General features: G+C 51.1%; 25 protein-coding genes. 1 reads left to right on the top strand and 24 read right to left on the bottom strand.

Annotated elements, in window-relative coordinates:
* Positions 1–113: 113 nt before the first annotated feature.
* From J2X61_RS20190 to J2X61_RS20085, 22 genes are all read right to left on the bottom strand, one after another.
* The gene (locus J2X61_RS20190; RefSeq protein ID WP_274468376.1) at positions 114–404 is read right to left on the bottom strand and encodes a Dabb family protein; all 291 of its coding nucleotides are present in this window, start codon (positions 402–404) and stop codon (positions 114–116) included.
* Between the two features lie 13 nt (positions 405–417).
* The gene (locus tag J2X61_RS20185) at positions 418–1980 is read right to left on the bottom strand and encodes an ABC-F family ATP-binding cassette domain-containing protein (RefSeq protein WP_310190044.1); all 1563 of its coding nucleotides are present in this window, start codon (positions 1978–1980) and stop codon (positions 418–420) included.
* A 111-nt stretch (positions 1981–2091) separates the two neighbouring features.
* Entirely contained in the window at positions 2092–3483 is a 1392-nt protein-coding gene (locus tag J2X61_RS20180; RefSeq protein ID WP_310190042.1) for a DUF6382 and FHA domain-containing protein, read from the bottom strand.
* Positions 3484–3499: 16 nt separating this feature from the next.
* Positions 3500–4009: an A24 family peptidase gene (locus tag J2X61_RS20175; RefSeq protein ID WP_274468372.1), complete on the bottom strand. Its 510-nt coding sequence runs from the start codon at positions 4007–4009 to the stop codon at positions 3500–3502.
* A gap of 33 nt (positions 4010–4042) precedes the next feature.
* On the bottom strand, positions 4043–4708 hold the full coding sequence (locus J2X61_RS20170) for a TadE/TadG family type IV pilus assembly protein (protein ID WP_310190040.1): 666 nt from the start codon (positions 4706–4708) through the stop codon (positions 4043–4045).
* Positions 4709–4720: 12 nt separating this feature from the next.
* Positions 4721–7009 (bottom strand): hypothetical protein, encoded by a 2289-nt coding sequence (locus J2X61_RS20165; RefSeq protein ID WP_310190038.1) that lies wholly within the window; start codon positions 7007–7009, stop codon positions 4721–4723.
* A gap of 14 nt (positions 7010–7023) precedes the next feature.
* Positions 7024–7887, bottom strand: a complete 864-nt coding sequence (locus tag J2X61_RS20160) for a hypothetical protein (protein ID WP_310190036.1) — start codon at positions 7885–7887, stop codon at positions 7024–7026.
* Positions 7888–8017: 130 nt separating this feature from the next.
* Positions 8018–8224, bottom strand: coding sequence for a Flp1 family type IVb pilin (locus J2X61_RS20155; protein ID WP_310190034.1), 207 nt, complete (start codon positions 8222–8224; stop codon positions 8018–8020).
* Between the two features lie 36 nt (positions 8225–8260).
* The gene (locus J2X61_RS20150) at positions 8261–9130 is read right to left on the bottom strand and encodes a type II secretion system F family protein (protein ID WP_310190032.1); all 870 of its coding nucleotides are present in this window, start codon (positions 9128–9130) and stop codon (positions 8261–8263) included.
* Position 9131: 1 nt separating this feature from the next.
* Positions 9132–10019, bottom strand: a complete 888-nt coding sequence (locus tag J2X61_RS20145) for a type II secretion system F family protein (protein WP_310190030.1) — start codon at positions 10017–10019, stop codon at positions 9132–9134.
* Between the two features lies 1 nt (position 10020).
* Positions 10021–11283 (bottom strand): TadA family conjugal transfer-associated ATPase, encoded by a 1263-nt coding sequence (locus J2X61_RS20140; protein WP_274468325.1) that lies wholly within the window; start codon positions 11281–11283, stop codon positions 10021–10023.
* On the bottom strand, positions 11283–12359 hold the full coding sequence (locus J2X61_RS20135; RefSeq protein WP_274468324.1) for an AAA family ATPase: 1077 nt from the start codon (positions 12357–12359) through the stop codon (positions 11283–11285). The genes J2X61_RS20140 and J2X61_RS20135 overlap by 1 nt, the downstream gene beginning before the upstream one ends.
* Positions 12360–12619: 260 nt before the next feature.
* A complete protein-coding gene (locus J2X61_RS20130) occupies positions 12620–13132 on the bottom strand; it encodes an acyl-CoA thioesterase (protein ID WP_274468323.1) in 513 nt (170 codons plus the stop codon).
* A 79-nt stretch (positions 13133–13211) separates the two neighbouring features.
* The gene (locus J2X61_RS20125; RefSeq protein WP_310190027.1) at positions 13212–14837 is read right to left on the bottom strand and encodes a serine/threonine protein kinase; all 1626 of its coding nucleotides are present in this window, start codon (positions 14835–14837) and stop codon (positions 13212–13214) included.
* Between the two features lie 84 nt (positions 14838–14921).
* Complete coding sequence (locus tag J2X61_RS20120) at positions 14922–15965, bottom strand: SAM-dependent methyltransferase (protein WP_274468321.1); 1044 nt, start codon at positions 15963–15965, stop codon at positions 14922–14924.
* Between the two features lie 55 nt (positions 15966–16020).
* Complete coding sequence (locus J2X61_RS20115; RefSeq protein ID WP_274468320.1) at positions 16021–16788, bottom strand: ABC transporter ATP-binding protein; 768 nt, start codon at positions 16786–16788, stop codon at positions 16021–16023.
* Positions 16789–16809: 21 nt separating this feature from the next.
* Positions 16810–17163, bottom strand: coding sequence for a cyclic-phosphate processing receiver domain-containing protein (locus J2X61_RS20110; protein WP_274468319.1), 354 nt, complete (start codon positions 17161–17163; stop codon positions 16810–16812).
* A 36-nt stretch (positions 17164–17199) separates the two neighbouring features.
* Positions 17200–18036, bottom strand: coding sequence for a deoxyribonuclease IV (locus J2X61_RS20105; RefSeq protein ID WP_396135472.1), 837 nt, complete (start codon positions 18034–18036; stop codon positions 17200–17202).
* A gap of 15 nt (positions 18037–18051) precedes the next feature.
* Positions 18052–18861 carry an Fpg/Nei family DNA glycosylase gene (locus J2X61_RS20100; protein ID WP_310190022.1) on the bottom strand — a complete coding sequence of 270 codons (810 nt, stop codon included), beginning with the start codon at positions 18859–18861 and terminating at the stop codon, positions 18052–18054.
* 73 nt (positions 18862–18934) lie between these two features.
* Entirely contained in the window at positions 18935–20311 is a 1377-nt protein-coding gene (locus tag J2X61_RS20095; protein ID WP_310190020.1) for a ribonuclease H-like domain-containing protein, read from the bottom strand.
* A 110-nt stretch (positions 20312–20421) separates the two neighbouring features.
* The gene (locus J2X61_RS20090; RefSeq protein WP_274468315.1) at positions 20422–22671 is read right to left on the bottom strand and encodes a DEAD/DEAH box helicase; all 2250 of its coding nucleotides are present in this window, start codon (positions 22669–22671) and stop codon (positions 20422–20424) included.
* A gap of 157 nt (positions 22672–22828) precedes the next feature.
* On the bottom strand, positions 22829–23044 hold the full coding sequence (locus J2X61_RS20085; protein WP_274468313.1) for a hypothetical protein: 216 nt from the start codon (positions 23042–23044) through the stop codon (positions 22829–22831).
* Positions 23045–23202: 158 nt separating this feature from the next.
* On the opposite strand from J2X61_RS20085, the gene J2X61_RS20080 reads away from it, so the two are divergent.
* On the top strand, positions 23203–23805 hold the full coding sequence (locus tag J2X61_RS20080; RefSeq protein WP_274468312.1) for a nitroreductase family protein: 603 nt from the start codon (positions 23203–23205) through the stop codon (positions 23803–23805).
* Between the two features lie 65 nt (positions 23806–23870).
* Here J2X61_RS20080 and J2X61_RS20075 read toward each other — a convergent pair whose 3' ends face one another.
* Together J2X61_RS20075 and pilM are read right to left on the bottom strand one after the other, a co-directional pair.
* Positions 23871–24476 carry a hypothetical protein gene (locus J2X61_RS20075; RefSeq protein ID WP_274468311.1) on the bottom strand — a complete coding sequence of 202 codons (606 nt, stop codon included), beginning with the start codon at positions 24474–24476 and terminating at the stop codon, positions 23871–23873.
* Positions 24460–26058, bottom strand: a complete 1599-nt coding sequence (gene pilM / locus J2X61_RS20070) for a pilus assembly protein PilM (RefSeq protein WP_310190018.1) — start codon at positions 26056–26058, stop codon at positions 24460–24462. The genes J2X61_RS20075 and pilM overlap by 17 nt, the downstream gene beginning before the upstream one ends.
* Positions 26059–26064 lie beyond the last annotated feature (6 nt).

The raw sequence follows: 26064 nt of genomic DNA, 5'->3' as shown, positions 1-26064 counted from the left end.
TGTAAACACACAAAAACAGTGCAGCCCAGGAAAGCGAAGGAAGCTTACAGTACAGCCGTTAAGCTTCCCCTCCTAAGGATACTACACTGTTCCTGGATGTTTTTCAAACGGAATCAGCTTTCAAAGTCGACACATAGGGACGTTCCATCCAGAACCGTTCTCATGTGCGCCTTCACTTCTTCATGTACGGGGTGCGTGTCGTACACTTTGAGATCCTCTAAAGAATCGAACCTCGTGATTAACGCGATATCGTAAGAACGCTCCGAGTGAAGGACGTCGGTGCCGACTTCGATATGACGCAAAACCGGAATTTTACCTTCCATATTCGTAAGAACGGCTTTCGTAACTTCAATAGCCTCCGGGCTGCGATCTTTCAACTTGAAAAATACAACATGCGTTAACATTGGACATTTCCCCCTAATTGGTTATTTCGGCTTTGGCCGACCATTCTTCGACGTTCCACACGCGGCTTACCCAGCCTTCGTAGAAATCGGGCTCATGGCAAACAAGCAGGACGGTGCCTTTATACGCCATCAATGCTCGTTGCAGCTCTTCCTTGGCGACTACGTCCAAATGATTGGTCGGCTCGTCGAACAAGAGCCAATTGCTCTCGCGCATCAGCAGCTTGCACAGCCGCACTTTGGCCTGCTCGCCGCCGCTTAGCATGCTCATAGCGCGGGTGATGTGCTCGTTCTTCAAGCCGCATCTGGCCAGCGCGCCTCTGACTTCGTTCTGCGTCATATGCGAGAACTCGTTCCACACATCGTCGATCGGCGTCATATTCGGCGCTTTGACCTCCTGCTCGAAATAGGCAGGACTCAAATAATCGCCTTGATACGTCTTGCCGCCAAACGGCTCGATTTTGCCGAGGATCGTTTTGAGCAGTGTCGATTTCCCGACGCCGTTGCAGCCGACGATTGCGATTTTCTCGCCGCGTTCAATGGTCACGTTCATCTTCGGCAGCAGCGGGCGGTCGTAGCCAATCTCCAAATCTTGCGCTTCAAATACTATTCTACCACTAGTTCGTGATTCCTTGAAGTTGAACGTTGGCTTCATGGCCGTCTCCGGACGTTCGATCCGGTCGATCTTCTCCAGCTGCTTCTGACGGCTTTTCGCACGCGTCGAGGTTGAAGCTCGCGCTTTATTGCGGGCAATAAAGTCCTCCTGCTTCTTGATATACTCCTGTTGCTTCTCGTAAGCATCCAAATGCTGCGTTTTGTTCATTTCCGCCATATCCAGGAATTTCTCGTAATTGGCCGTATAGCGTGTCAACTTCGTAAACTCCAAATGATAGATGACATTCACAACTTCGTTCATGAATTCCGTGTCGTGAGAAATCAGCATGAACGCAAACGGATAATCCTTGAGATACATCTTCAGCCACTCAATATGTTCGACGTCCAAATAGTTCGTAGGCTCGTCCAACAGCAAGACAGTCGGCTTCTCCAGAAGCAGCTTGGCCAAAAGCACCTTGGTCCGCTGGCCGCCGCTAAGCGAGGTTACGTCACGGTCCAAACCGATTGCATTTAGTCCTAGACCGTTTGCCATCTCTTCAATCTTCACATCGAGCATATAGAATCCGCCGATATCCAGTCGCTCCTGAATTTCTCCCATTTGCTCCAAAAGAATATCCAGCTCTTCGGGAGAAGCATCCGCCATTTTGTCGGTGATCGCCATCAGCGCTTGCTCTTCCTCAAACAGCGGCAGAAAAGCGTCCCGCAATATGTCGCGAATCGTTTTCCCTTGAGCTAGCACCGAATGCTGATCCAAATAGCCGTATTTGACCCGAGGCGTCCATTCGACCTTACCCGTGTCCTTCAAAAGTTTGCCGGTCAATATATTCATCAATGTGGATTTCCCCACACCGTTAGCTCCTACTATACCTACGCGTTCGCCTGCCAGCAGCCGAAACGAAACATTCTTAAACAATGTACGATCGCCGAAGCTGTGGCTTAAATCTTCTATCGTCAAAAGACTCATTGGGTAATTTAAAACTCCTGTCTATCTAAAATCGCTCTTGCACATGACTATTCATTATACCACTGCTGATGCAAGACAGGAAATAGTTAATTTCATCTAATTCCGTTTCGTTCATGAACTTCGGAAAATAAACGTCCGGCGGACAATGCGGATTTCATCCCCATCAATTAAAGGATAAGGCCGATTGGCGACCATCGGCTCACCATTCAGGCTCGTTCCGTTCGTGGAGCCCGTATCCTGAACCTCGTACCCCTGGCCGTTTCTCCTAATTTCCGCATGAATTCTGGAAACACCCGCTTCCTCCAACACGTAATCCATCGAATGATTGTCATCCCCTCGCCCGATCGAGAATGATTCATTCCTTAATGAGATAAAATTCTTCTCACCCGTCAGGTCTTCCCATTCCAGTCTCGGACCGGGCGATTTATTGATGATGCTGCCCAGGAAAACAGTAGCCTCTGATTGCTTCTGTCGAAGCAGCGTGGTGTGCATATGCAGATTTTGATAATGAGCTTCAAGGTCCGGCGGCTCAGCTGGCGGCTTCTCAGGCTCCTGGCTGGTTCGGCTTTCTTCGATCGTTCGGTAAGCCGGCACACCCAGAAATTTCACAATGAACCAGAGGTCCGTGAAAAGAACGGTGAGCCCGGCACTAAGATGCAGAGAACTCGTCGAGGGCGAGTCCACATAATGACGCCATGTGAAAGCCGCGGCGAGAATGACACCGGTAAGGACGAGCCACTGTGTTCTGGTTCGAACCGGAGTGAATGCAATCCGGTAACCGTATCTCTCAGCGAGAAGCCGCTCAGAAACTATCGGCATCATGGCTTCCGGTTCTTTAAAGCTACCATTCAAAGGCGCAGATTCGCTCTTTTCCGATCGTTGCCGAATCGGCGGCGGAAGCTTGTTGATTTGCCGGCGGTTATGCTCGTTCATCAAATTCAACAGCTTCTCTTTGTACAATTTCGGCTCCATTTCTGGCGGCAATGTATCTAACCAGGCTTCCGCTTCATGCCTTTCAACATCATTAAGCTCCATAGCCATTTGCTTCATGAAATGAAAGAAAGAAGTGTAACGCTCCTCTTCCATGCGGTTCATATCAAGCGGCACATACGTCAAATAGACATCCATCCAATCGCTACCGATAAAGATGAAATTCTCCTTCAGAACGAAACCCGATTCATGAAGCATATAATTTTTACTTCCCTCTATCGCGGAGAAGACGGTATACACCAGCTTGGCAAAATGCGCAAACGTCAACCCTTCGACTTTCAACACATGGCCAAGCATTCGTTTGGCTCCCAGTTTATACATCAGGCTGATGCGAAAATCCACTTCGTGGATCTCAAGCGGCAGCAGATTCGGAATTGTGTTCGCCTCAAGCATTTTGACTTGCAATGCCGAAAGCTCCTTCTCCGTTAAACTGCTTTCACCTTCCTTGTACAATCTCAGGTAGTGACCATGAAGATATACGAATTCACTGCGCAATCCGAATAGCTCTTTCAATGCGGATTCACCTCTTTTAGACAAAGGAGTAGTACCAGGTTAATGCGGTTCCGGGTACGACAGCATACATAAACGGAAATTTCATGTTACTCTGCCGCTTCATCCCCATCACACTATCCGCTTCCTGCAATATGGCGATTGACATTATCCAGCCCATGAGCTTATAACTTGTAGCTGACAGTTTCTTATGCAGCACGATCAGCACTAGACCAATAACACCTGCACTTAAGATGGAATATAAGATCAGCTGGATTACGAAACTAAATCCCATTAATGCTCCTATCGCCGTGAACAGCTTCACATCCCCGGCACCAAGAGCACCGATCGCATATAACAAGAGCAGGGACATGCAGGCACTGGCTGCTCCGGTAATTGAAAACAATAGCCCGCCCCACCCTTCTGTTATCGTATGTAGACCGACGCCGGCTAGCAGACCGCAGATCGTCAGCTTATTCGGAATAATGGCTTTACGGACGTCCGTCACGAATGCTATTACAAGAAGTATTACAAAAATGGAATGACTCACAAACTCTCGGGACCTCCCCCATCCGTATTCGGCTTAAACGCCAACCCATGCTCTTTCGAATGCTTTCTTTTTCAATTGGATGGTTTGACTTATAAATGGCAGCGGAAGCTTGTACGTAATCTGAGCCTCTATGCCTAAGAAAGCTTCGCCGCCGCTCTCCATACTCGGCAAAGTTACCGCGGTCACCTTGAACCCCTCTTTCGGAATCGTCCGAGAATTACAGAACTTATATACGATCGGGGTCATGAGCGCTTGCAAACGAGGTTTAAGCTGCTCTTCCAATAAGCTCTCTTTCCCATCACTTACCAATTTTTCTCCAAGCATTCGCTTTTCTTTCTCCCATTTCATGAGTTCAACCAAAGGCTCTGGTATGTATGCGGAATATTGATCAGTTAAGCTCTCCGCATTCTTAATTTGCTCTTTTGCCGATTGAATGTTAGCCATAACTGTATGAAGGATATCGGCAGGGCGGGTTTGCCCCGCCTTCAGCTTCGCTTCCTCGACCAGCAACCGTACCGGATACAATTGTCCGGCAATGGTTTTGGTCGCTTCTCGTACTCCGGCTCCCAGAGCCATTTCCAGCAAGGCGATCTGTATGCAGATGACGAGTCCCATGACGAAAGCAAGGAACACCGGCAGCACCAAAGAAGCCTCCAGCACGATGCCTCCCTTCTGATCCATATAAAAGTTGCGAAGCATAGGATCCCTCCCTTAATAGGCTACGGCAGCCGTGCTCGTCAGCCGACACCGATTGCCGGTAACTTTGCAGTCCAGCAAACCGGATCCGGCTAGCAGCTTCATCATTTGCGGAATAAACCAAAGTCTGACTTCGCTAGCCGCATTCCCTTGGACATAGGTCGTGATTTGCGTTAAATCCTTTCCCGTTTCGAGCTCAATCAACGCCTGCATGCGCGCCATCAGCTTCGTGTTATTGCTGTGCAGCAGCAGGAAAATGCGCAAATAATCCTTATACGTCAAGCTCAAGGCGGGAGATGTAAGTTTGGCAGACAGCTCAACCGCTTCTCCTCTAACGAGCTTCGTCATATCTTGGAAAGCTATGAGCGCTCCTTCTGCGGCAGCAGCCAGAAGCACCAATAACGGCGACCCTGCGTTTAGCAGCTCTTTCTTGGGATCGAGCAGCGCCTCTACCGTACGGATCGCCATTCGGAACGCGAACATCTCCGCATAAGCAGACGAGACATTCGCCACGCATGAGGAGAACCCATAAATCAAATATTCCGCTTCTTGGTTGGCTAACATATGAGTCCCCGGATCGATTCGTTCATAGGAAACTTTCGGGAGGCCTTGATGATCTTTTTCCAGTCCGGTTGTTCGATTGTTAAATTGGGTCAAAGCAAATTCGTTGACATAAAGCTCATTTCGCATCGTTTCTGCCGCGTTATTGAAAGCTTCCAGCATAGACATTGCCTTCAAACTGACCGGCTCTGACTTTTCCAAATCGTATGCAATTTCACTGCCGATCGCGGCGTCTTGCGCGTTGGCTTCCCGGTATTTCTGATAATACCCTTTGGTGGCTGCCGCCCCGCTCCCAGACCCTTGTAGACGAGCATACATCGGGTCGTTACCTGCAACGGCATTCGTTACACTGCACCCGCCGATCGATTGCTTCGCTTGATCGAGAACACTTTGAATTTTATTCCTTTGGAAAGTCTTGTTTGTACGAATGCCCCCGTTTCTATCCATCCGCGTTTTCTCTATTACGCTCTGCTTCCCGTAAAACTCACGCGATTCCATCCAATATGCATCATTCGTCTGATTCGCTCTTGCCGTATTCTCCGCCGTGTACAGTTGGACGGCATCCACCACTTCTTTAAAAGCCGAGAATAAAGCGGCAATACTGGCTGCAGCCGTTTGATATTTGTAGAAATAGTCGTCGCCAAGCACCGGAACATTGCCAAAAACCTCATTCACACTCGAGACTCCCTGACCTCCCTGATTCGGCGAGGGGAGAATTCCTTCTAATTTCGTTCTAACTTCCGTGTTTCGTTGTTTGGCAGTTCGCAGCGAGGATTCGATGGCTTGCTGCATTTCGCCAATGACGTTGGCGTTGGACTGAACTTCCAGCTTCGTCGCCGTGAGCAGCGCGGCGTACTTCATGATCAGCTCCAGTACATGTCGCAAATCTTTTAGCTTTTGGCTAAGAGCTTCCGCTTGCTCTCCCACCACACGTCTGGATTCCAACAGAGCTTGGATACTCGTAATGGCGCCAGGACCGGCCTGACCGATGGACACAATGGACATATCCATGTCCCTAAGAGTTGTCTGAACGGCCTGCAGCTGCGTTTCTACTTGCGCGATTTCCTTCCGGACTTCATCTGCCGTATGAATGCCGATCTGCGCGGCCAACTGGTCCAATTCCACAATTCGGGAACGGTAATACGTATGATACATGGTCGTTTTCTCGTGCAGCTCTTCGCTTATTTGCCAGGCAACGTCTAGCTCCTTCTCTCGTTCCTCGATGACCTTCTCAACTTCTGCCGCGTTTTGCGAGAATTGACTGCCCATCCGAAATGGCGCTTGGGTTCCGGTTTTGCGAAATTTGTCGGTGATCTCAAGCGTAAACTCGATGGGTGCCTTCATCTTCATAGCTTCCAATACTTGGCGTTCAAAAATGATATGACTGCCTAACGTATATACAGGTGTAAATCTACTGCTCTGTGCGGCAGGCTTCGTATCCACATAATGGAAAGCACCGGTTGAGATTGCTCCTGACAAATTAGCGGCGAACACTTTCTGAAACAGCTCCTCAGACTCCGTCTGCGATATGCCTAATCCGTACAATCCTATTGCTTGAAGCTCTTGATCGAAAGATGACATGACGGACCGGGTTGCCGCTTGGACCGCCGATTCCGTCTCTTGCTCCGCAAGCTTAACTCTTGCAAAATCGATTAACACAGCCTGAAACAGAAAAATAGGCACGATAACGAGAATCAAATAAACGGAAACTATGCCTGCCGACGAACGAATAAATACGTTCAAACACACCCTCCCTTCTAATTGTGAATCACAACGACAATCCCTTTGCGCTCAAGCTCTCGGCGAAATGCAGGGGACGGCATTCCTTTGCCGCTGGCATCCTTCTTGAAGAAGTGCCAAACAACACCTTTGACTTGCGATCCTTCCTGTAACAGCTCGATATCTTTGGGCAACTGCTCCGTACGGAGCTGCATCTCCGTCATGCTGTAAAAGGCTTGGTGGGCTACGCCACGTGCGTCAAGCGCATCAACCGTTCTGCTTTTTCCTGAGGCCGTGGTCAGAACATGCTCGGTACCGCTTACCAATGATCTTAAGTAGGCTGCAGCTTGGCGTTCCGAACTGATCGTAATCCCGGGTCCGGACAGTTCGCCTGGAGCCGGTTCCACTAACACATCCCTTACCTTCTTAGGCGAAATACGATCTTTGATTGCCCTAAAATACGTTCGCGTTATGTCTGTTAGACGGATAAGCTCAACGGGCTCCACAATATGCGATACCGCTCTACTCCTTATCCCCTCCGGATTAAACCATTTCCCCATCACAGCGGATATCTGAAACGGTTTGTTCAGTTCCACTTCTATTTGCCGATCCAAGATGTAATTCGAATAAGTTGCCGTTCCGCGAATGCCTGCTGGAAGATACGCTGATGCTTTGGCTAGCTTCGTCCGGGTGAGACTTCCCAAGCGGTCTGATGGCAGTTCGACTTTCGTTCCACCGCCTGACGTCAAGGTTCCGAATAAATCAGCCGCATGATTTGGCGTAAGACGGTGATATAATCCGTCCGTTTCGCTAGGATTAAAGTTTCCGGTCATCAAATCTTTGCGGCTGTTATCCCAGGTAAAGGCTAATCTCTCCGCTGTCGTTCCGGCTATTTGAAGCATGTATACGTTCTGATAAGCATATAGGCTCACGATAAGAAGGGTAACTGTACAGAAGAGGATCATTGGAAAAACGAGGGATGCCTCTAAAGTAAAGCTGCCTTGTTCACACCTGCCAAACCGGTCTCTGCATCTATGACTCACAGCTTTTCGTCGGACTCGGCGCACACGGTGTGACTGCGCTGTTATCCTTCAGATCGGAGTTGGCATCTCCGATCAGCTTTTGGAACCACGAGACAATCCACTTCCTAAATATTATGGCAACGGCAACCAGTACAGCGACAATCAACAAAATCTCCAAAGTTCCAAGCCCCTCTTCGTCCTTCCAAAATAATTTCATTCTGCGAGCTATACCCATCATCATTCTCGTCCTCCATTATGATTTCATCATTAGTAATGCCGGCGTGGCGACGATGATCATCACCACGACAAAGATGAGTACCATCGGAAACACGAGCTTGGACGAAGCTTCCTCGCCAAGCGTTCGAGCCACCGACTTCCTACGCTGCCATAGATCCAAAGAGAGGGCTTGCAGCGCCATTACAAAATCGCTGCCTCCCCTTTTGTAATTCAGCAGAATGGCTGAAGTAAACAAAGATACTTCATGCAGTGCACAGCGCTTGCTGAAATCCTCCATGACTTTCGCGAATGAAATATTCATCTCAAGCTCATGGACGGCCTGTGCGAGCTCTCTGTAAAGCGGCGTATGCGCTTTGTGCGGCCTTGCTTCGACACACCGGATCCATGCCCGGTTGACGGTCTCCCCTGCATTAACAAGCAGCACGATCGTGCTTAGCACTTCTGGCAGCTCCATAATCATTTGCTGCTGTTTCTTGCGGATTCGAACATCCAAGTCCCTGACCATAAAGGCCGGAATCATGACGGAGAGCAATACGCCGAATCCCAGAAGCGATTCGTCTCCGCCAGCCAAAGCCGACAGAAGCGTCGAGAGTAATAAACATATAGTGCTTGTGGATAACAATTCCGCATACAGCCATTTGCTGCCATAGGCCGCATAGCTGCTGCCATGGAGCTTGATCAATTTATGATGGAGCTTGGACGTCAACGCAGGCATTTTGTCCATCACATGAAGTCGGTCTACAAGCAAATAACTGTAAGGAAATAATCGTTTAAACCGAAACGGATAAGGCTGCGCCTTTAATAGATCAGCGTATCGCACCCGTCCCCAAAGCAGAACGGTCAGCACGCCTAGAACTTCTAGACCAAATAAAACGGCGATCCACATATTACACCTGAATCTGCATAATTTTTTGCGTAAGCATGAAACAGCCTCCTAACAGCACTAGGCAAACAGTCATAATTAGAACGCCTGTACCGCCGTACATCGGCTGCATGTAATCCGGCGACGTAAAAGCCAATACTGCAACGATAGCGATTGGCGCTATAACCAATACTCTGGATTCAAAACGTTTCTGCGCAATCATAACGGAAATGTCCTGAGCGATTTCGAGCTTCTCTGCAATGACTGCTGCCGTACGCTTCATGACCTCCACCAGATTGCCGCCGGTACGTTTGCATGTCATCAAAACATCGGTGAAGCTGATCACGTCCTCCAGATGGCTTCTATCCGCAAAGTTTTTCAATGCGGCCTCAATCGGCTCACCGTTTTCCACTCTCCGGCAAATGATGCTGAATTCGATCACGATCAAGCTCGACGCATCCGGATACAAAATCTTCAGATCCTCCAGAGCATCTTTAAAGGCCGTCTCTATGGATTTTCCAACCGTCATGGACGAGGACAGACAGCTTAACGCCTGCTTGAATTGCACATACAGCTTGTTTTTGCGCTGCCGGATGAACTGCGCCCTTCGGAAACGGGGAAACAAGAAGCCAACGCACGAAAACAAGCCCGCCAGCATAAAGCTTTTATAAAAAATGTAGCCGACAAGGAAGGCTGGAATAGCCAGCATCAGAACAGCAACTGCTTTCTCACTCAGGGAAAGTTCATAAATGTTGTAGTCAATTAATGCGTGGACGGCGGGTTTGCTGCGAGGTTCAGGAGCGCGGGGTTGTACTTCTTTCTCTCTGTATATTTGTTTTTTTTTTCGTTCCAACGACCAAATGATGAACCAGCTAAGAGCACCGGTTAGGAGAATGAGATAAATAAGCTTCATCCTATATCACCTCTATCTGCTCTCGTTCGGAAGAGAACCAGTCCGGCAGCTTCTTCCCGGCCATGCGGATTTTGTGCGTGTTAGTTAGTGCGTGCCCCGTATAGGTGAGCGTCCCCGTAACCTGCCGATCCGGCGTTTCCCCTTCCTCCTCGAACAGGAAAATCGGCTGAAGCTGCACGTCCCCATTCTTCATCCCCACGACTTCATGGATTTCGGTTACTTTCCTCGAAGAATCGCGGATTCTGCTGAGATGAACCATGATGTCCAGCGCAGAGGCAATCTGTTTGCGGATCACTTCCACCGGTAGCGGCGCGCTGCTAAGGACCATCGTCTCCAGCCGGCTGAGCATGTCCGCCGACGTATTGCCGTGTCCTGTACTTAAGGACCCGTCATGCCCCGTATTCATGGCAGCCAGCATGTCCAAGGCTTCGCCTCCCCTCACTTCACCGACGATAATCCGGTTGGGACGCATGCGCAGGGAGGCTCGAATCAGATCGCGAATGGTAATTTCCCCTTTCCCCTCGGAATTGGCATTTCGTGTTTCCAGCCTCACCAAATTAGGCATGTTCTGAATTTGAAGCTCAGCGGAATCTTCTATCGTAATGAGGCGTTCATGATTAGGTATCCAATTACTTAAAGCATTGAGAAACGTTGTTTTGCCAGAACCGGTGCCACCGCCTATAAAGATGTTATACCCCGCCTCAACCAGCACCTGCAGAAGCTCAGCCGCGTCTGGCGAGATACTCCCCATTCGGATGAGATCATCCATCCCCAGCGGGCTTTCGGGAAACTTCCTGATCGTCAATGTGGGGCCGCTAAGGGAAACAGGCGGCAGCACGATGTTGACTCTGGAGCCGTCCGCTAGACGTGCATCGACAATCGGGCTCGATTGGTTTACAATCCGATTCACCTTAGAGACGATCGTCTGTATTAGATCTTCAAGCTTCTCCGAACTTTCAAGCGGATACGGATACCGCTCCATGATCCCTTGGCGCTCTAAGAAAATACATGCATGCCCGTTCACCATAATCTCTGTCACCGACGGGTCTTCGATCAGCGGCTGCAGGATGTCCAGCCCTCGAAACGAATCAAAAATTCGTTTGACCGCAGCCTGTATTTCACTGGAGGTCCATCGATGCTCCGCTGCAACTGCAAAAACAGTAGCTTCGATAAGCTCTACTAGCTGGCTGTCTCCCACCGTGACGGATAGGTCGAGCTTCTCCTGAATCTGTCCCTTCAGCTCCATGAACAGACATTGATTCATCAAATAACGGCTCCTCTCATGATCGCCGCAAACATCTCGTACGTTTGCTCCGAGAACAGAATGGATTGCCACACTTGTTCGGCACGACTCATACTTTTCCACTCGGGGATATAGGGGAGCCTATAACTGATTTCTTTCCCCAGCTTGGACCAATCGTTCTCTTGAATACCTGTAAACTTATTCATTACAAAATGCACGTTCCGCAATGTGCCGATTTGCTCGTACAGCGCTACTGTTTTGAACACATCGTTCAAATCGTCCCGCACCAGCCAAACGATGCAGTCGCTCAGCTCCAAGGCTTTCGAGATTCTCGGATGCACGGACGAATCCAGATCGATGATGATGTAATCATATGTACGGAGCTCTTGCAATGTCTGAATGAGAAGTCCCGTCTGTTCGCCGTTCATATCCTGCATTTCCCGCATATGGTCATTCGGCGACAAGTAATCGAACCGCTGAAGCGGGTCATGCGATTTCAACAGCTGCAGCTTCGGGCCGAGGAAGTCCGGCATACTTCTCATATAATAGATCAGTTGAGAGAACCTGCTCTTGTCTCCTTGCAGCCAAAGTGCAGCTCCGCTAACCGATTCCAGACTGAGATAAAAGACCCGCTCCCCGCGAAAAGAGAGCTGTTTCGCCAAATGAATCGCCGTTATCGTCTTTCCGCTGCTGCCGCAGGCGCTATACAACGTAATAACGCGGGACTTAGTGAGCGCTCCGCTGCTTGCAGAAGGAGTCACTGCTGCGTATAAGGCTTCCAATCGAGTCAATAAATTGGGCAACGATTGAAACCGATAAACCGACGGTATTCGCTCTTCGGCATCATAGGTTTCCTTGAATGTCTCACGAAGTGCGACTTTGACAAGGGATGTTCTCCAATTCAGGAGCTGCTTATCAATAGCATCGGACATTAGAAGCACACCGTCTGCATGAAGACCTTGCTCCATGACCCGCTCCGGCTGCGAGATCAGCTTCACCTGAAAGCGCTCCGCGAACTCGGACGATCGGATAAATGCACTTAACCGCTGAGCATATTCCTCGTCATCGTCTAAAACATAGAGCTGAATTTTTGTCATCCATACCTCCTCTACCCGATCGGGAAACCTGAATATTTGGCATACAACCCACTTCCGATTAACACAAAGCTAATGATCGATAACACGATGGCAATTCGAATCGCTGTCTCCGCTTTCACCTCTCACCCACCCTTGACATGCAGAAAAACAAAAAAAGCACACGCCGATTTGGACACTTCATCTCCAAATCAGCGGTGCTTCCGCATGTTCAATCAATTTATCCAAATTGTACCACATGTAACAAAGAAATCAATCTTTTTTTATTCCCACGGATATTTCATCGTGAAGTAACCGGCCAGCTTCTTGCTCTCGACTCTGCGAATGCGTCGCATCTCCGCCCGCTGCGGTGCCGATTCATGCAGCTTCGTCTCTTCTTCGGTTTCCGGTACAACCTGTGGGACTTCGACCGGTTTCTTATTGTCATCGAGAGCGACGAATGTCAAGAAAGAGGTGGCGGCGATTTTCCTTGCACCGGTCTTCAAATCCTCCGTAACGACTTTAACGAATACTTCCATAGAGCTCTTACCTGTCCAAGTGACGAACGATTCCAAACAGACCGAATCGGACGTATGAATCGGCGACAGAAAGTCAACCGAATCGGTTGAGGCTGTAACTACGGATCTGCGGCAATGTTTGTGAGCGGCAATCGAGGCAATGTCATCAATATAGGACATCAGCTTTCCGCCGAACAACGTATTATGATTGTTCACATCAGTCGGGAAAATGCGCGATGTCTTAAAGCATCTGGATTCTCTGGCAAATCGTTTCTCCATATCGATTCAGTAACCCCTCACCTTTTATAAATATGAAACATCATATCACACTTTTGGCGAATTGGTTAGGGTATATTCGCTACCGCCGCCAAGCAGAAAACCTGGATCTCTTCACCTTGCTCCCGCTAACGCACAAGCTGCTTCCAGGAACGATCTCCTTCAGAAGAGGCGCCAGCGCCGCAATCAACGGCTCGAGAACACCCGGGTCATCCTGAATGAAATCCCCCTTCCAGACGGCGCGCATGACGTCCGTACGCGGCAATTCGGGCAAGCTGCAGATCGGAACCGCGGGCATCGACGCCGCCCACTCCTTGCGCAAGCCCGCCGGCATAGCGCCGTTGGCCACATAGTGGACCTTTTTCCCGCGCTGCGTGTACGCTGCGAATCGTTCAAAGCGCGCGCGCGAGGCAGGCCGATTGCATTTGCCAGGCGAAGGGTCCACTACGACGATGATAGCGTCAGCGCTATGGCACATTTCCTGGACTGATGGCTGCTCCCAATCCGTAGAAACGTCCCAAAGCACGACCTGCTTCCTGATCGTATGCAGAAGCTTGAAGGAATCGGCGGTTTGCCAAGCTCCCTGGAATCCGTCAGGAGGCAAGGGCACCCAAGTCGAGAGGCCGTTCACCCACCCGGGAGAAGCGGAATGTCCCTGCCCGGTCACGCATTGGGCCGCATAAGTGTAATGTCGCGGGGCTTTGACGTCGCCATACAGCAGCATGTACAAATCGGGCGCAATGGTAGGCTGTTCAACAAGCGCATGAGGGACTTGGAGAGCGTGAAGAATTCTGGCTAGAGTAACCGCCAGGAAAGTCGAACCGACACCGGCGTAAAGTCCGCCGATGACAAGTAATTGATCCGGGGGCGTAGCCGATGAATGGTGAAGAGGCTCATTCGAGGGTCTTGGAGGATCCGGGTAAATGGAGCGAAGCCGCAGCTTCAATTCCATCGCGGATTGGCAGCGGTGTTCAGGATGCTCTTGCAAGAGAAGGCGCAGCGAAGAGGTCAAAGCTTCGGGAAGATCCGGCCGCAGCTTCTCCCAAGGCTTATGCGAGAGATAAGCATACTGTCCGCCGGACAATAAATAATAGAGCATGGCGCCCAGCGAATATAGATCCGAACGCGCGTCGGTTTGTAAACCGAGAACCTGTTCCGGGGCCGCGAATCCGATCGTCCCCATCTGCATCGTATCCGAAGGCTTCCCCTGTGTGAAATGCCGGGCGACGCCGAAATCGATTAATCGCACTTGCGACTGCTCGTTCAGCATAATGTTCGCCGGCTTCAAATCACGGTAAATGATCGGCCGAGGCTGAAAGGTATGCAAATAATGCAAGAGATCGCACAACTGGCTGGCAATTTGAATGAGTGTCGGCAAGGGCAATTCTCTGCCTTTTTCTTCAAACAGATCTTGCAGCGTCGGACCTTGGATATAATCCATCACCAGGAAGCCTGTCCCGTCGCACCACAAGTAATCAATCAGCTGCGGGAGCTGCGGATGTTGGAGCCTTGCCAGCATTTCCGCCTCTTCCAGGAAGACGGCCGATGCCTCGTCCGCCTGCACACAGGCTTTGACTGCCCATTTCTTGCCTCTAAGCTTCATATCCTCCGCCAAATAAACTTGACTCATGCCGCCCTGACCTAACAAGGCTTCAATCCGGTATCTCCCTCCTATGCAGGTTCCAATCCAAGCGTTATTCGGACTCAAAATAAAGAAAAACCCCCTTCATCAGGTATATTCACCTTGATTATAGGGGGATTCCGCTTTGAAATCTACATTTTTTACCACATGCTACATCTTCTGCAAATATAACGTCAACTCTTCCCGGTTATGAAAAAGCTGCTTCGCCTTAAGCAGGAACAGCGAAGATTCAAAAATTCGCAGTACATCGCGAACGGTTTGGAACGGTTTCTTGTGCATAAGCTTGACCGTAACAATTGCCGTCCCGCCGCTTTGCAGCGAATATAGCAAATCCGCAACCAAGCGTCCCATCTGGCGCGGGTCCCAGCTCATATCGCATACAAGCAGGTCGAACTCGTTATCCCGCAGCTTCACTTCGCTTGCATTTTTCTTATAGACGCGCAGATTGGGATTACCCAGCAGTCTTGGGCTCATAGCCGCGGGATCGATAGCGGTTACCTTCAAGCCGCGTTCTAACAGCAGAGAGGTCCAGCCTCCGGGAGCAGCTCCGATATCCAGCGCGGTCCGAGCGACACCGAAGTCGATGCCGAACCGCTGCTCAGCCTCCAAGAGCTTGAATTTGGCTCGGGAGATTTGGTCATCTTCCTTCATGAACCGGATCGCCCCGCCCGACCAGTCGGATAAATTGTCCGCCGGCCTGGAAATTCCAGCATAGATTCGCTTCGCGCCAAAGTAAATCGAAAGGATTCGATCGGCATAGCGAACGACCGGCTCAGCCTGAAGGTCATTCACAAGGATCTCATCCAGCGCAGCCTTCACGGCAAAAGGAGCGAAAGGAACGGCAGCCCGATCTTCTTTGCGTACTTGAATGGCTATTTTCTCTCCGTAGAGGATTCTTCCCTCGGAAATAGCTTCCCTCAGCCATGACTTCAGCTGCTCCAGGTCCGCTTCCGTGCCGGTGATTTCCCAGTCCTGAAGAACAGGCTGCATATGTCTTAGGAAGATCGGCTCTTGCTCATGGATGGTCTCCACAGCTCTTGCCGGGTCCATATCCGCAGGCAGTTCAAATAAAAACACTTCCGTCGGAACAAGCAACGTGAACTTGCTGCCCGGAAATAATTTGCGTATTTCGTCCTGCGCATATTGGGCAAAACCGTGATTGGAAGTGCCGATGTAAGTCGTTATTGGTGTCATAGCTGCATCCTTTACCTGCTTTAATCCAAAATTCTGAATTCCATTATCCAACGCATTAATCCAATACTTTAATCCACGGTCTGTCTTGGTACCATTCCAATTCGATATTCACGTCAAAAGCTTTGCGAATGTTCTCCGGTGTCAGCACCTCGTTCTTCGGACCTGCGGCAATGATTTCACCTTGCTCGATGATGGCGACATGCGTGAATAACGGAATAATTTCTTCAATATGGTGGGTCACATAGACGACCGTGATGTCCTGTTTGCTAAGCTCATTAACATCCCGCAAGAAGCGCTCACGCTCAAACAAATCCAGTCCGGCCCCCGGCTCATCCAAAATAAGGATCGACGGCTTCATCATTAGCGCCCGGGCCAGCATCACCTTCTTGCGTTCGCCTTGGGACAGGCTGCCCAGAGCCTGATCGGCCAAATGAGGAATGCGCACCCGCTCCAGCATCACCCTAGCCCTGTCCAGCACGTCCTGCGGAATTTCTTGATAGAAACGCAGAAAGGCATACTCCCCCGTCGCCACAACCTCCAGCACAGGGTCGCTCAAATTTAATTTCTCCATTAAGGACTGCGAAATATAACCGATTTTCTTGCGGATTTCCCGCACATCGCATTGACCGAAGCGGTTGCCCAACACATCTACGGTTCCCCGGCTAGGGAATTCGTAACCGTTCATCATTTCGAGGAGCGTCGTTTTGCCGGAGCCGTTGCGGCCTAACAATACCCAGTGTTCACCGGGTTGGATATGTACATTCACATCGTTTAAAATATGTCGTTCTCCACGAATAAAATGAATATGGGATAAATGGATCATCGAACGTTACATTCCTTTCTTTTACCCTTCGCTGACATACGTGCCTTGCGCGATTTGCAGCTGCAATTCGTCGGGCATCCGGTACGGGTACACTCGCATACCCTCTGCTCCCGCCGTGTATAACATTTGGTACATCGCCTTGCAAGCCGTAGGACTTGATGTATGAATATAAATCGTCTTGGGAAATTTGCGCGTCTGAAGAAGCCATATCACGACGTCCATGCCCGTTTCCTTCGTCGACCAGCCCAGGTCATGGTCCAGCGACAAAATATCAACGTCACACGATTCTAGCAGTAGCAAGCATTCTTGAACGTTCTTGGCCAGTGTAAAATTACTTGGGCAAGGGCGCAGATCATCTAAGTATACATGAATCATGATCGGATTTCCTTCCTTTCCTGTTCATGCGGTTCGTCATCGGACGCGGTTGAACAGCGTTCGGACGATGGCAACCTCCTGCGCATGCGTGCCGTCACTCCCTTTGCCCGTTTCCAGAACGACCGGAATACGCTGCAAATAAGGCGAGGCCAGCATCCTCTCGAAATTGTCGCGTCCGATATGCCCGGTCCCGATATTGGCATGCCGGTCTCTCCGCGAGCCGTACGGGTACACGGAATCGTTCAGATGCACGGCCTTTAAGTGTGGAAAATAATCCAGCTGCGTTCCTCGCGCTTCGAGCTCGTCCCACGCCTGGCTTCGCCATAGACCGCTGGCAAACGCATGGCAAGTATCGAAGCAGAAGCCGATGGTGTCCGGGTAGTCGCAAAGCTTGCGCACCTGCACCATTTCCTCCATGGTCAGCCCCATCTGCGATCCTTCCCCAGCTTGATTCTCCAGCAGGATGAGCGAGCGGCCGGCATACCCCTTCGCGGCGCTATTCAAACATTGTATTATATTTTTATAGCCTTGTAACGGGTCTTTTCCAACATATTTGCCAAAATGCACCACAAGCCCGACGGAGCCGCACGCATCCGTGATGTCGAGCCCATTGCGGATCAACTTGACCATCAAATCACGGTCCGCCGCATCAGCCGCCGGATTGAGCGGGTAAGGCGCATGACCGATCGAGAGCAAGTCATGCTCACGACATAATAAAGCACAAGCCTCCGCATCGCGGGCATTTACCGTCTTCGTCGAAAGACTGCGCGGATTGACAGGGAAATACTGGAACGCATTAGCCCCTATCGCCAATGCGGTTTTGGCGGCTCCGGTATAGCCGCCTCGCGTACTAACATGCGCGCCCACATACATGTCCATCCGCCCCTCTCACGATTGGCAGTTCGCGCAATAAAAGCATTTGCGGCTGCTGACCTCTGTCTTCACGAGCTCCTGTCCACAACGCAAGCACGGTTCGCCTTCACGATCGTACACACGGCACCGGTCATTGAATCCCCCCGTTAACGTGTCGTTCACGAACAGCGGATCCTCCATATAGCCGCCGTAACGAATAGCTTCGAGCAGCACGGAGCGCATGGCATGGAATAAGCGGATCTTCTCCTCATCTGTAAGCGTCGGCACTTTGCGGAGCGGCAGAATGCCGGCCACAAAGCAAATCTCATCGGAATAACAATTACCGATTCCCGACAGAACCGACTGGTCAACGAGCGTCACTTTCAGATTGCCTTTCTTGCCTTGGAGCACCTTCATCCATTCGGCTAACGTAAAGCCCGCCTCCAGAGGCTCGGGCCCTAGCTTACGGAATAAGGCATCAAGCTCCGGCAGAGCGTGCATATGCAAGTAGCCTAATCGGAGTCCGATGAAATACAAGTTCTGGGCACCGAAGCGGATGACGACTTGCGTCGTCCTATCCGGCTTCTGCTCCTCCGATCCGTAGAACATCCAGCCGCCAAGCATGAGATGCAGCACTAACACTTCACCTGTAGCCAAATGAAAAAGCAGATGCTTCGCTCTGCGATCCAAGCGCACTATGCGGTTGCCGGACAGCTTGCGGTTAAACAATTCCGGCTCCACATTCAACGATTTGGGCCTGGTCACTTCCGCCTCTTGAATGGGCGAATTCAATATAAGTCGTGATAATTGCTGACGATACGTCTCCATTTCCGGAAGCTCGGGCATTGGTTCGACTCCTTGCCGTTTTCTTCCTTGTATAACCAAATGGCGGGCATCGTAAACGGAAGATGACGGCCAGCTAAATCAGTCCCTCGCTCGCATAGACCGGTTTCAGGCGGCGTGTCTTCGGTTTCGCTTTCACGTTGCCGACCGGCGACGCCTCACAAGCCGTCACCGTTTCATCTTTGCGCAATTTGTCCTTCAGCCGGCGGATGCGCTTCTCCAGCGCTTCCTCCAACTCGCTTAGCTTACGGTCTCCGCGCTGAAGGGCCCTTCTTCGCCATAGCTTCGCCCAAGCTTCTTCTGCATAGAAGATCGCTTCGCTCAAATTTTTCTCCCGATGTTCATAATACATCGCCAGCTCCAGGTACGGCTCGATTTGCAGGGCAATACCGGCGCTTTTCAGATGGATCCACCGTTTCCACAGTTGGACGGCACGAGCATACTCGCCCTTCTTCTTATAAAAGGCAGCCAATTCCAGCATAGCCGATTGTTGATCGGCCGAGAGCCCCGCCGCCTGCTCCTGCTCATTCAGCCTTGCATACAAATCGTCGAAATAGAGCTTCGACTGCTCCTCGCACTTCATCTTATCCAGCCAAAGACCTGTGCGGAACAGCTCTTGGAGCTCGATGCCGGCACGATCGGTCTCCCCTGCAAGCAATTTGGCGAAATGGATGGTGAGCGCCGCCAGCGTGACGATATCGTGTTCATTGTGCACGAAAACCCCTTGGAGGATGGCTGGATCCTTCTCCGCCAAGTACTGGAAGTACAAGACGGGCGCCATCGAACCTGGAACATCGTCCACCCGCTCGAAGCCGAGCCGGCTCTCCTCCACCTTGCTCAGACGGCAGGAAGGCAGTGTATGGCGCCAAATGCTTCGGGACGGGTACAGCAGATCGAGCTGAAGCAGCTTCGCATCATCCAGCTTCAGCCGGTTGAGCACGTACCGATTCTTCAGAATCGGCCAATCGAATGTCCGGCCGTTATAAGAAACGATATGCGTAAAGCGGTCGAGCAGCCCTTGCAAATAGTGCAGCATGGCCTGTTCTTCCGCCGGATTGCGGATCAACAGCTGCTCCACCGTGAACAGCTCCCCGGTATAATAGCCGATGCCGACCATGAACGGCACGTTGCCCGCTCCGACACCGAGCCCCGTCGTCTCGGTGTCGAAGAAGAGCAGCGCGTCATGCGCCGCAGCGGTCTCGCGCTCGTGAAAGCAGGTCAGCTGCTGCGCGCAACCGGCCAGCTCCCGCAGCCGGTAAAGGCCGTGCATGCTGTCCGCGCCATACACCCGGCGCCGCATGACGAACGAGCCTTGCGGGCTCGTTTCGATATGGGCGCCGAGCGGTGTCCACTCGTCCGCTGCCACGGGCACGGACGGCGGGGCTGCCGGCGCCGTTACCGGTGCCGCTGCTGTGCCCCTCAGGCGGCCGAGCTTCTCGCGGAGCCCGCTCATCGGGCACCGCCGTTCCGCTGCTCCTGCAGCTTCGGAGCTATCAGCTTGCCGAATGCGTAGGCGGTATTGTTCATCATGGGCATGACCTGCTTTCTTTCATAATTAGCGCTTCAAATAGAAGCCAGAAGTTCCAAGCTTTTATGTTTGGCATGAAGGCCTTCGATTTCCGTCCCGATACAAGACGGGCAGCCGTCCTCGCACGGACATCTGCGAATTAATTGTCTTGCCGAATTTTTAATTTCGTCAAAACGTCTGTAAACATCTTCCGCTAGCCCGATGCCGCCCGGGTAGTGATCGTAAATAAAGATCGTCGGCAATTGCGTATGCTCGGCCCGAATCTGTGAAACGACGTGAATATCGCTGCGGTCACACATGACATGAACCGGCACGATATGTTTAAGAACGTGGGATATGCCCAGCAGCAGTTGCTCCAGCGTTTTGGTGCCGATCTCCGGATCGACTTCCCTTAGCTCAATCCAAGCTCCGCTGGTGTGCAGTTCTTCTTCCGGTAAGGTGATGGGGCCATAACCAATATTTTCGAAAGTAGTCAAACGGATTTTCTTAAACAGGGTTGGCATGGCATTAACCCGGACGTCTCCGTAATGAAGCGATGACGTTCGTCTTGTCTCGGTTCTGTCAATTTCCAGTACGACAAGTTTGACGGCCAGATTCGCATCCGTGTAATATTCAACATCGACTTCTCGCACGTAGGCTTTCTTATGCTCCCAATCCAGCTTCTCGACTTGAAATTGCACGCCTTCGTGAAGATAGATCGCCTCATCGTGCAGCAGCGTCATCGCGCTGAATCTGTCCATTTCCCCGATGATTTTGACGTTCGCGACGTTCGACTGGTCAATAATGACGACATTCTCTTGCGCTGCAGAGCGCAGGCTAACCTCGCTTGCAGGAAAGGATTGATTCGCCCAGTAAAAGGAATCCCCAGCCTGATGCAATACCCTCTCTTCGACCAAATACTCCAAAATATCAGCTATCTCCAAGGGGCCGAATTCCTCGCCTTTTTTCAAAGGGAGCTCATAGGCCGCACAGCGCAGATGATCGACAAGAATAATTAAATTCTCCGGATTGATTCTCGCCGATTCGGGTGAACGGTCGAAGAAATACTCGGGATTCTGGACGATATACTGGTCGATCGGCGTGTTGCCGGCTACCATCAGCACCAAGGCTTCTCCATGCCGTCTGCCGGCCCGCCCCGCTTGCTGCCACGTACTGGCGACACTTCCCGGATACCCTGTCATGATGCAAACCTGCAGCTGACCGATATCGACGCCAAGCTCGAGCGCATTGGTGCTTACGACCCCCAAAATTTCGCCGTTCCGTAAACCTCTCTCAATCTCCCGGCGTTGATTCGGCAGGTAGCCGCCCCGGTAGCCTCGAATGGACTTGGCTCCGATTTCGTTTTTGACCAGTTCCTGGATATGGCTTAAAATGACTTCCACCCGGACACGGCTGCGGGCAAAAATGATCGTCTGAACCTTATTCGCCAGAAATTCCCTTGCCAAGTGATTGACTTCGGCGGTCGAGCTCTTGCGAATGTTCAGCGCCTGATTCACGATCGGCGGGTTATAGAAGACGAAATGCTTCCTGCCCCTTGGCGCCCCGTTATCGTCGATAAGCCTCATCGGTTTGCCGGTCAGCTGCTCGGCCAGCTCCTTCGGGTTGGCAATCGTCGCCGACGTGCAGATGAACAGCGGGTTGCTGCCATAAAATTTGCAAATGCGCTGCAGCCTGCGAATGACGTTCGCGACGTGACTGCCGAAGACGCCCCGGTATGTATGCAGCTCATCGATCACAATATATTTCAGATTGCTGAATAAGCTGACCCATTTGGTATGATGAGGAAGAATGGCGGCATGCAGCATATCGGGATTCGTGATGACGATGTGCCCTACGGTTCTAACGAGCTGCCGGATCGCCGGAGCCGTGTCACCGTCATAGGTGAAGCTTTTGATATCGATCCCCATCTCCGTAATAATCTCGTTAAGCTCGCTCCTCTGGTCCTGGGCCAGAGCCTTCGTCGGGAATAAGTACAGCGCACGGCTTCCGTCGTCTTCCGCAATCGCCTGCAGGACAGGCAGGTTGTAGCATAGCGTTTTGCCTGATGCGGTCGGGGTCACGGCTACAATATTCTCGCCTTTGCGAATAGTTTCATAAGCGGTGTGCTGGTGTGTATATAACTGATCTATACCTCTTCTCGCCAATGCGTCTTTAATTCTGTGATCCACGCTTTCGGGCATCGCACGCGTCTTGGCTTCTTGAGGCTCGACCTCACGCCAATTGACGATATTCTCATTGGTTTTCAAGGCATGGATTAAGTCCGAAAGCGATTTTTTCCTATTCATTTCAGTTGCACCTCATAAGAACGATTGTTCCCCCATTATAACCCCCTGGCGAAAAATAAAAAAGCCCCTAGAATCAGGGCTTCTCAATAAATTTGCCTATCCCCGGCTGTTGGCAGGGATCATTGCGGATCGCGCGGGGCATGGACGGCCTATAGGTCTACATTAGATCGGATGAATCGTCATAATCATACCGAATCCCTTCGTGATCCAGGGTTGCGGTCGGTGCATGAACTTGAAAAGCCTGTATCGCACTCTCTTGCATTTTCGCCAAAACTTCCTGATAATCTCTAGAACGGTGCTCTTCCTTATCATGTTTCATCGCCGTTCTCAATGCTCTTTCAATGATCACAACATCATGACTCGTAAAATTCACGGTTCCTCGCACCTCGTCTCGGTTCTATTGATTTCATAACATTTAGCTTTGCCATTTTTGGGAAAAGCCATACAGCGCCAGCCGATTTTCTAAAACTCGTAATTTGGGATGAAATCAGGTAAAATCAGGAATAACCCAATCCTAAGGAGGAGTTCATAATGACAGCTTCTTTACCGAACGAAGTCGAAACCCATCGCCAGCCGGACCACGAAATCAACCCGCAGTTCCTTACCCGCTGGTCTCCGCGTTCTTTCACCAATCAAGAAGTTCCCGAAGATGTGCTCCTCAGCTTGTTTGAAGCGGCACGCTGGGCACCCTCCGGCAGCAATTTGCAGCCATGGCATTTCATTGTCGCCCGTACGGAAGAGCAGCGCGCCAAGTTCCATCGTTTCATCGTGCCGGCCAACCTGGAATGGTGCGAGAAAGCGCCCGTTCTGGCACTGCTCGTCTCTTATACCAAAACGCCGAAAGGCGGCGACTCCCCAAGCCACGCCTTCGATGCCGGCACCGCATGGGGATACTTGGCACTCGAAGCGAACAACCAAGGCTTAATCACACATGCCATGGGCGGATTCGATCATCAACTGGCCCGTGAAACGCTGCAAATTCCGGACGATTATCAGACGCATGCCGTGATCGCTATCGGCCATCGCGGACCTGTAGACGCATTGCCCGAGCGCTTCCAAGAGCGTGAAGTCCCGTCCCCGAGACGTCCGGTAAGCGAATTTGTCTATGAGGGTACTTTCGGCCAATCCCTATAATTCGCAACCAAAAGAACACCTCGTCCGCATCTAACCGATGATAGGATCGAGGTGTTCTTTTACTTTCAATAGGGAAGCGCAACTTTGTCTACTTTGGATTTGTACGAAGGATCGAAATAGGCGGTAAACGTCAGATTAACGGTCAGCTTCCGGGTCAGATCTTTCGGCAGGGTGCCGAAATTCACTGTTTCTACGTTTATCAAACGCGGCAGCGCCTGCAATTGGGTGATGGCGTCCGTCACTTCCTGATAAGTTCCGCCTACAGACGTCGTTACTTTCACTTCCCTTACATTCGGGAAAGCACTCTTATTCGCCGTGTCTCCCTGCTGCGTCTGCATGCCTTTATCGCTTACCGCATAGGCAATGGAGTTGAAAGTAACCTTCGTTTCCGTTTTGATCTTATCGAGATCCAGCGTAAGCTGCTCCGTATTATCCCACAATGGCAGAGCCGCTTGAATCTCCTCTATTGATGGGCCGGGCTCTTCCTTCTTTTCGCTCAACTTTTTGTTAAGCAGCTGGACTTGTTTCTCCACCATGACGATTTCATTCTGCTGGGACTGCACTTTCTCCGTTGAAGGAACCTGCAGGAAATAGTAGAAAGCGAATAGCGCCAAAAACATTATGACGGCAAGGAACAACAGGAGGGTCTGCGTATTATTTTTGCTGGACATTGAGTAGCTCCTCCTCTTTCGCCTGTGTTGTCGTCTTCGTGCCTGTATCTTTCGCAGCTGCCGCTTTCTTAAACGAGATCGTGTAATTCACCGTGTACTGCTTCGCTGCCGGTGTCGGGTTCGCTGCTGCCGGATTCGCCGGATCGACGGTTACCGCAGTATTGCCGCCAGGGCTGCCGCTTGCCGTTTCAGTGATGGACTGCATGAGCGTATTCTCCCCGAACGTCAATCTGCGAAGGTCAAATAAATAGTGCGCTGCGTCTTCCATTTTGGCGAAATTGACCGTTAACGTTATTTGCGATTCGGCCGCATAAGCGATCGAGTTGATTTGGGCGGTTACAGGCAGTGGCTTCTTAATTTCCCCCAGCATCTGGATGACGTCCTTACGATTCGCTCTCGTTAACGTGATGAACGCCGAAGGATCGCCTTGCGAAGCCGGCTTAGCCGTTATTTTCGCCTCTGCCGCCGCCTTCTCCTTATTCAGCGCCGCCAGTCGCGCCGTATTCTGCGTGATGGTTTGCTGATTCTCCCAATACGTCCAGCCGATTAAGCCCGCGCAAGCCACCCATGCCACAATGGCCAGTAGAAACAATAGCACTTTGATCTTCGTCTCGGTCTTCCGATGCGGGAGCAGATTGATTTGCGCTTTGTGCTTGTTGAACAATGAAACGCCGATGGCGATTCGAAAAGCATTCGCGCTGAAATCTTTGGTTTTGCCGGCAGCATACTGATCGAAATCGACGGTTTCCACCTTCAGCTCCGGCAGCGCTTGCTGCAGATCGGCATGAAGCTGCTTCCTGCCGCTGTTGGCCCCTGTCACGATAATGTGGGCGATACGGCTGTTCCCCTCTTGAATACTGTACTGGTAAAAGCTCAGCATTCTTGAGATTTCCGCGATGATCTCCCCGGTTTGGTCAGGCGTTAGCTCGTCCTGTTCGGCGGTACCTTGTTCTACAAGTGAAATCGTGCGCATGAAAATCGGATTTCCGTTTTGCAGCATATACACTTCCAACGAACCCCGATCCAAAGACACGAGCATGGATTCTTCAAAAAACTCCTCCTGCTGGGACGAAATCGCCCGTGCCAACGCCGTCGCTGAGATTTCCCCCGCTTTCACGTGCACGCCGGCATCTTCGAACACTTTGACATAGCTCATGATCAGCTTCTTCGGTGCCGCAAATACGAGAACCAGCGTGCTTTCATCGTCATGGCTTACCTTAATGTAGTCGTAGACAGGGTCTTCAAATGGCAGACGAAGCGCCGTCTCCACCTCAAGCTCCACGAGCTGTCGTAGCTCCTGAGGCTTGATGCTCGGGATGCGCATTTTACGAATAATGATCTGCGAGGTCGGTATGGCGATCGTGGCGGAAGCTCCTCTCAGCTTCTCCGCTTTCACCCATTGTTTGACTTGCAGACTCAAGGAATCGCTGTTGACGATCTGATCCTCAACGATGATCCCTGGCGGGATGGGAAGAAAGCCGCTTGCGCCTATTTCCCATGCTTTTTTCTTTTTGACCGATACGTAACGGACCCCTGTCTGGTCTACTGTAATCCCGATTCGCTTGGAAACGAAGCCGAACATAATTAT

The sequence above is a fragment of the Bacillus sp. 3255 genome, assembly GCF_031456485.1.
Classification (GTDB): domain Bacteria; phylum Bacillota; class Bacilli; order Paenibacillales; family NBRC-103111; genus Paenibacillus_E.
This window is presented reverse-complemented; position numbering and strand designations above follow the sequence as displayed.

Excerpts from the sequence above, each read along its gene's own strand:
- J2X61_RS20145 (WP_310190030.1), bottom strand. The coding sequence starts at position 10,019 with ATGAAGCTTATTTATCTCATTCTCCTAACCGGTGCTCTTAGCTGGTTC.
- J2X61_RS20090 (WP_274468315.1), bottom strand. The coding sequence starts at position 22,671 with ATGAATAGGAAAAAATCGCTTTCGGACTTAATCCATGCCTTGAAAACC.
- J2X61_RS20120 (WP_274468321.1), bottom strand. The coding sequence starts at position 15,965 with ATGACACCAATAACGACTTACATCGGCACTTCCAATCACGGTTTTGCC.
- J2X61_RS20185 (WP_310190044.1), bottom strand. The coding sequence starts at position 1,980 with ATGAGTCTTTTGACGATAGAAGATTTAAGCCACAGCTTCGGCGATCGT.
- J2X61_RS20135 (WP_274468324.1), bottom strand. The coding sequence starts at position 12,359 with ATGACAAAAATTCAGCTCTATGTTTTAGACGATGACGAGGAATATGCT.
- J2X61_RS20075 (WP_274468311.1), bottom strand. The coding sequence starts at position 24,476 with ATGTCCAGCAAAAATAATACGCAGACCCTCCTGTTGTTCCTTGCCGTC.
- J2X61_RS20130 (WP_274468323.1), bottom strand. The coding sequence starts at position 13,132 with ATGGAGAAACGATTTGCCAGAGAATCCAGATGCTTTAAGACATCGCGC.
- J2X61_RS20150 (WP_310190032.1), bottom strand. The coding sequence starts at position 9,130 with ATGTGGATCGCCGTTTTATTTGGTCTAGAAGTTCTAGGCGTGCTGACC.
- J2X61_RS20105 (WP_396135472.1), bottom strand. The coding sequence starts at position 18,036 with ATGTATGTGGGCGCGCATGTTAGTACGCGAGGCGGCTATACCGGAGCC.
- J2X61_RS20190 (WP_274468376.1), bottom strand. The coding sequence starts at position 404 with ATGTTAACGCATGTTGTATTTTTCAAGTTGAAAGATCGCAGCCCGGAG.
- J2X61_RS20080 (WP_274468312.1), top strand. The coding sequence starts at position 23,203 with ATGACAGCTTCTTTACCGAACGAAGTCGAAACCCATCGCCAGCCGGAC.
- J2X61_RS20140 (WP_274468325.1), bottom strand. The coding sequence starts at position 11,283 with ATGAATCAATGTCTGTTCATGGAGCTGAAGGGACAGATTCAGGAGAAG.
- J2X61_RS20160 (WP_310190036.1), bottom strand. The coding sequence starts at position 7,887 with ATGCTTCAAATAGCCGGAACGACAGCGGAGAGATTAGCCTTTACCTGG.
- J2X61_RS20170 (WP_310190040.1), bottom strand. The coding sequence starts at position 4,708 with ATGCTTCGCAACTTTTATATGGATCAGAAGGGAGGCATCGTGCTGGAG.
- J2X61_RS20100 (WP_310190022.1), bottom strand. The coding sequence starts at position 18,861 with ATGCCCGAGCTTCCGGAAATGGAGACGTATCGTCAGCAATTATCACGA.
- J2X61_RS20115 (WP_274468320.1), bottom strand. The coding sequence starts at position 16,788 with ATGATCCATTTATCCCATATTCATTTTATTCGTGGAGAACGACATATT.
- J2X61_RS20095 (WP_310190020.1), bottom strand. The coding sequence starts at position 20,311 with ATGAGCGGGCTCCGCGAGAAGCTCGGCCGCCTGAGGGGCACAGCAGCG.
- J2X61_RS20155 (WP_310190034.1), bottom strand. The coding sequence starts at position 8,224 with ATGAAATTATTTTGGAAGGACGAAGAGGGGCTTGGAACTTTGGAGATT.
- pilM (WP_310190018.1), bottom strand. The coding sequence starts at position 26,058 with ATGTTCGGCTTCGTTTCCAAGCGAATCGGGATTACAGTAGACCAGACA.
- J2X61_RS20110 (WP_274468319.1), bottom strand. The coding sequence starts at position 17,163 with ATGATTCATGTATACTTAGATGATCTGCGCCCTTGCCCAAGTAATTTT.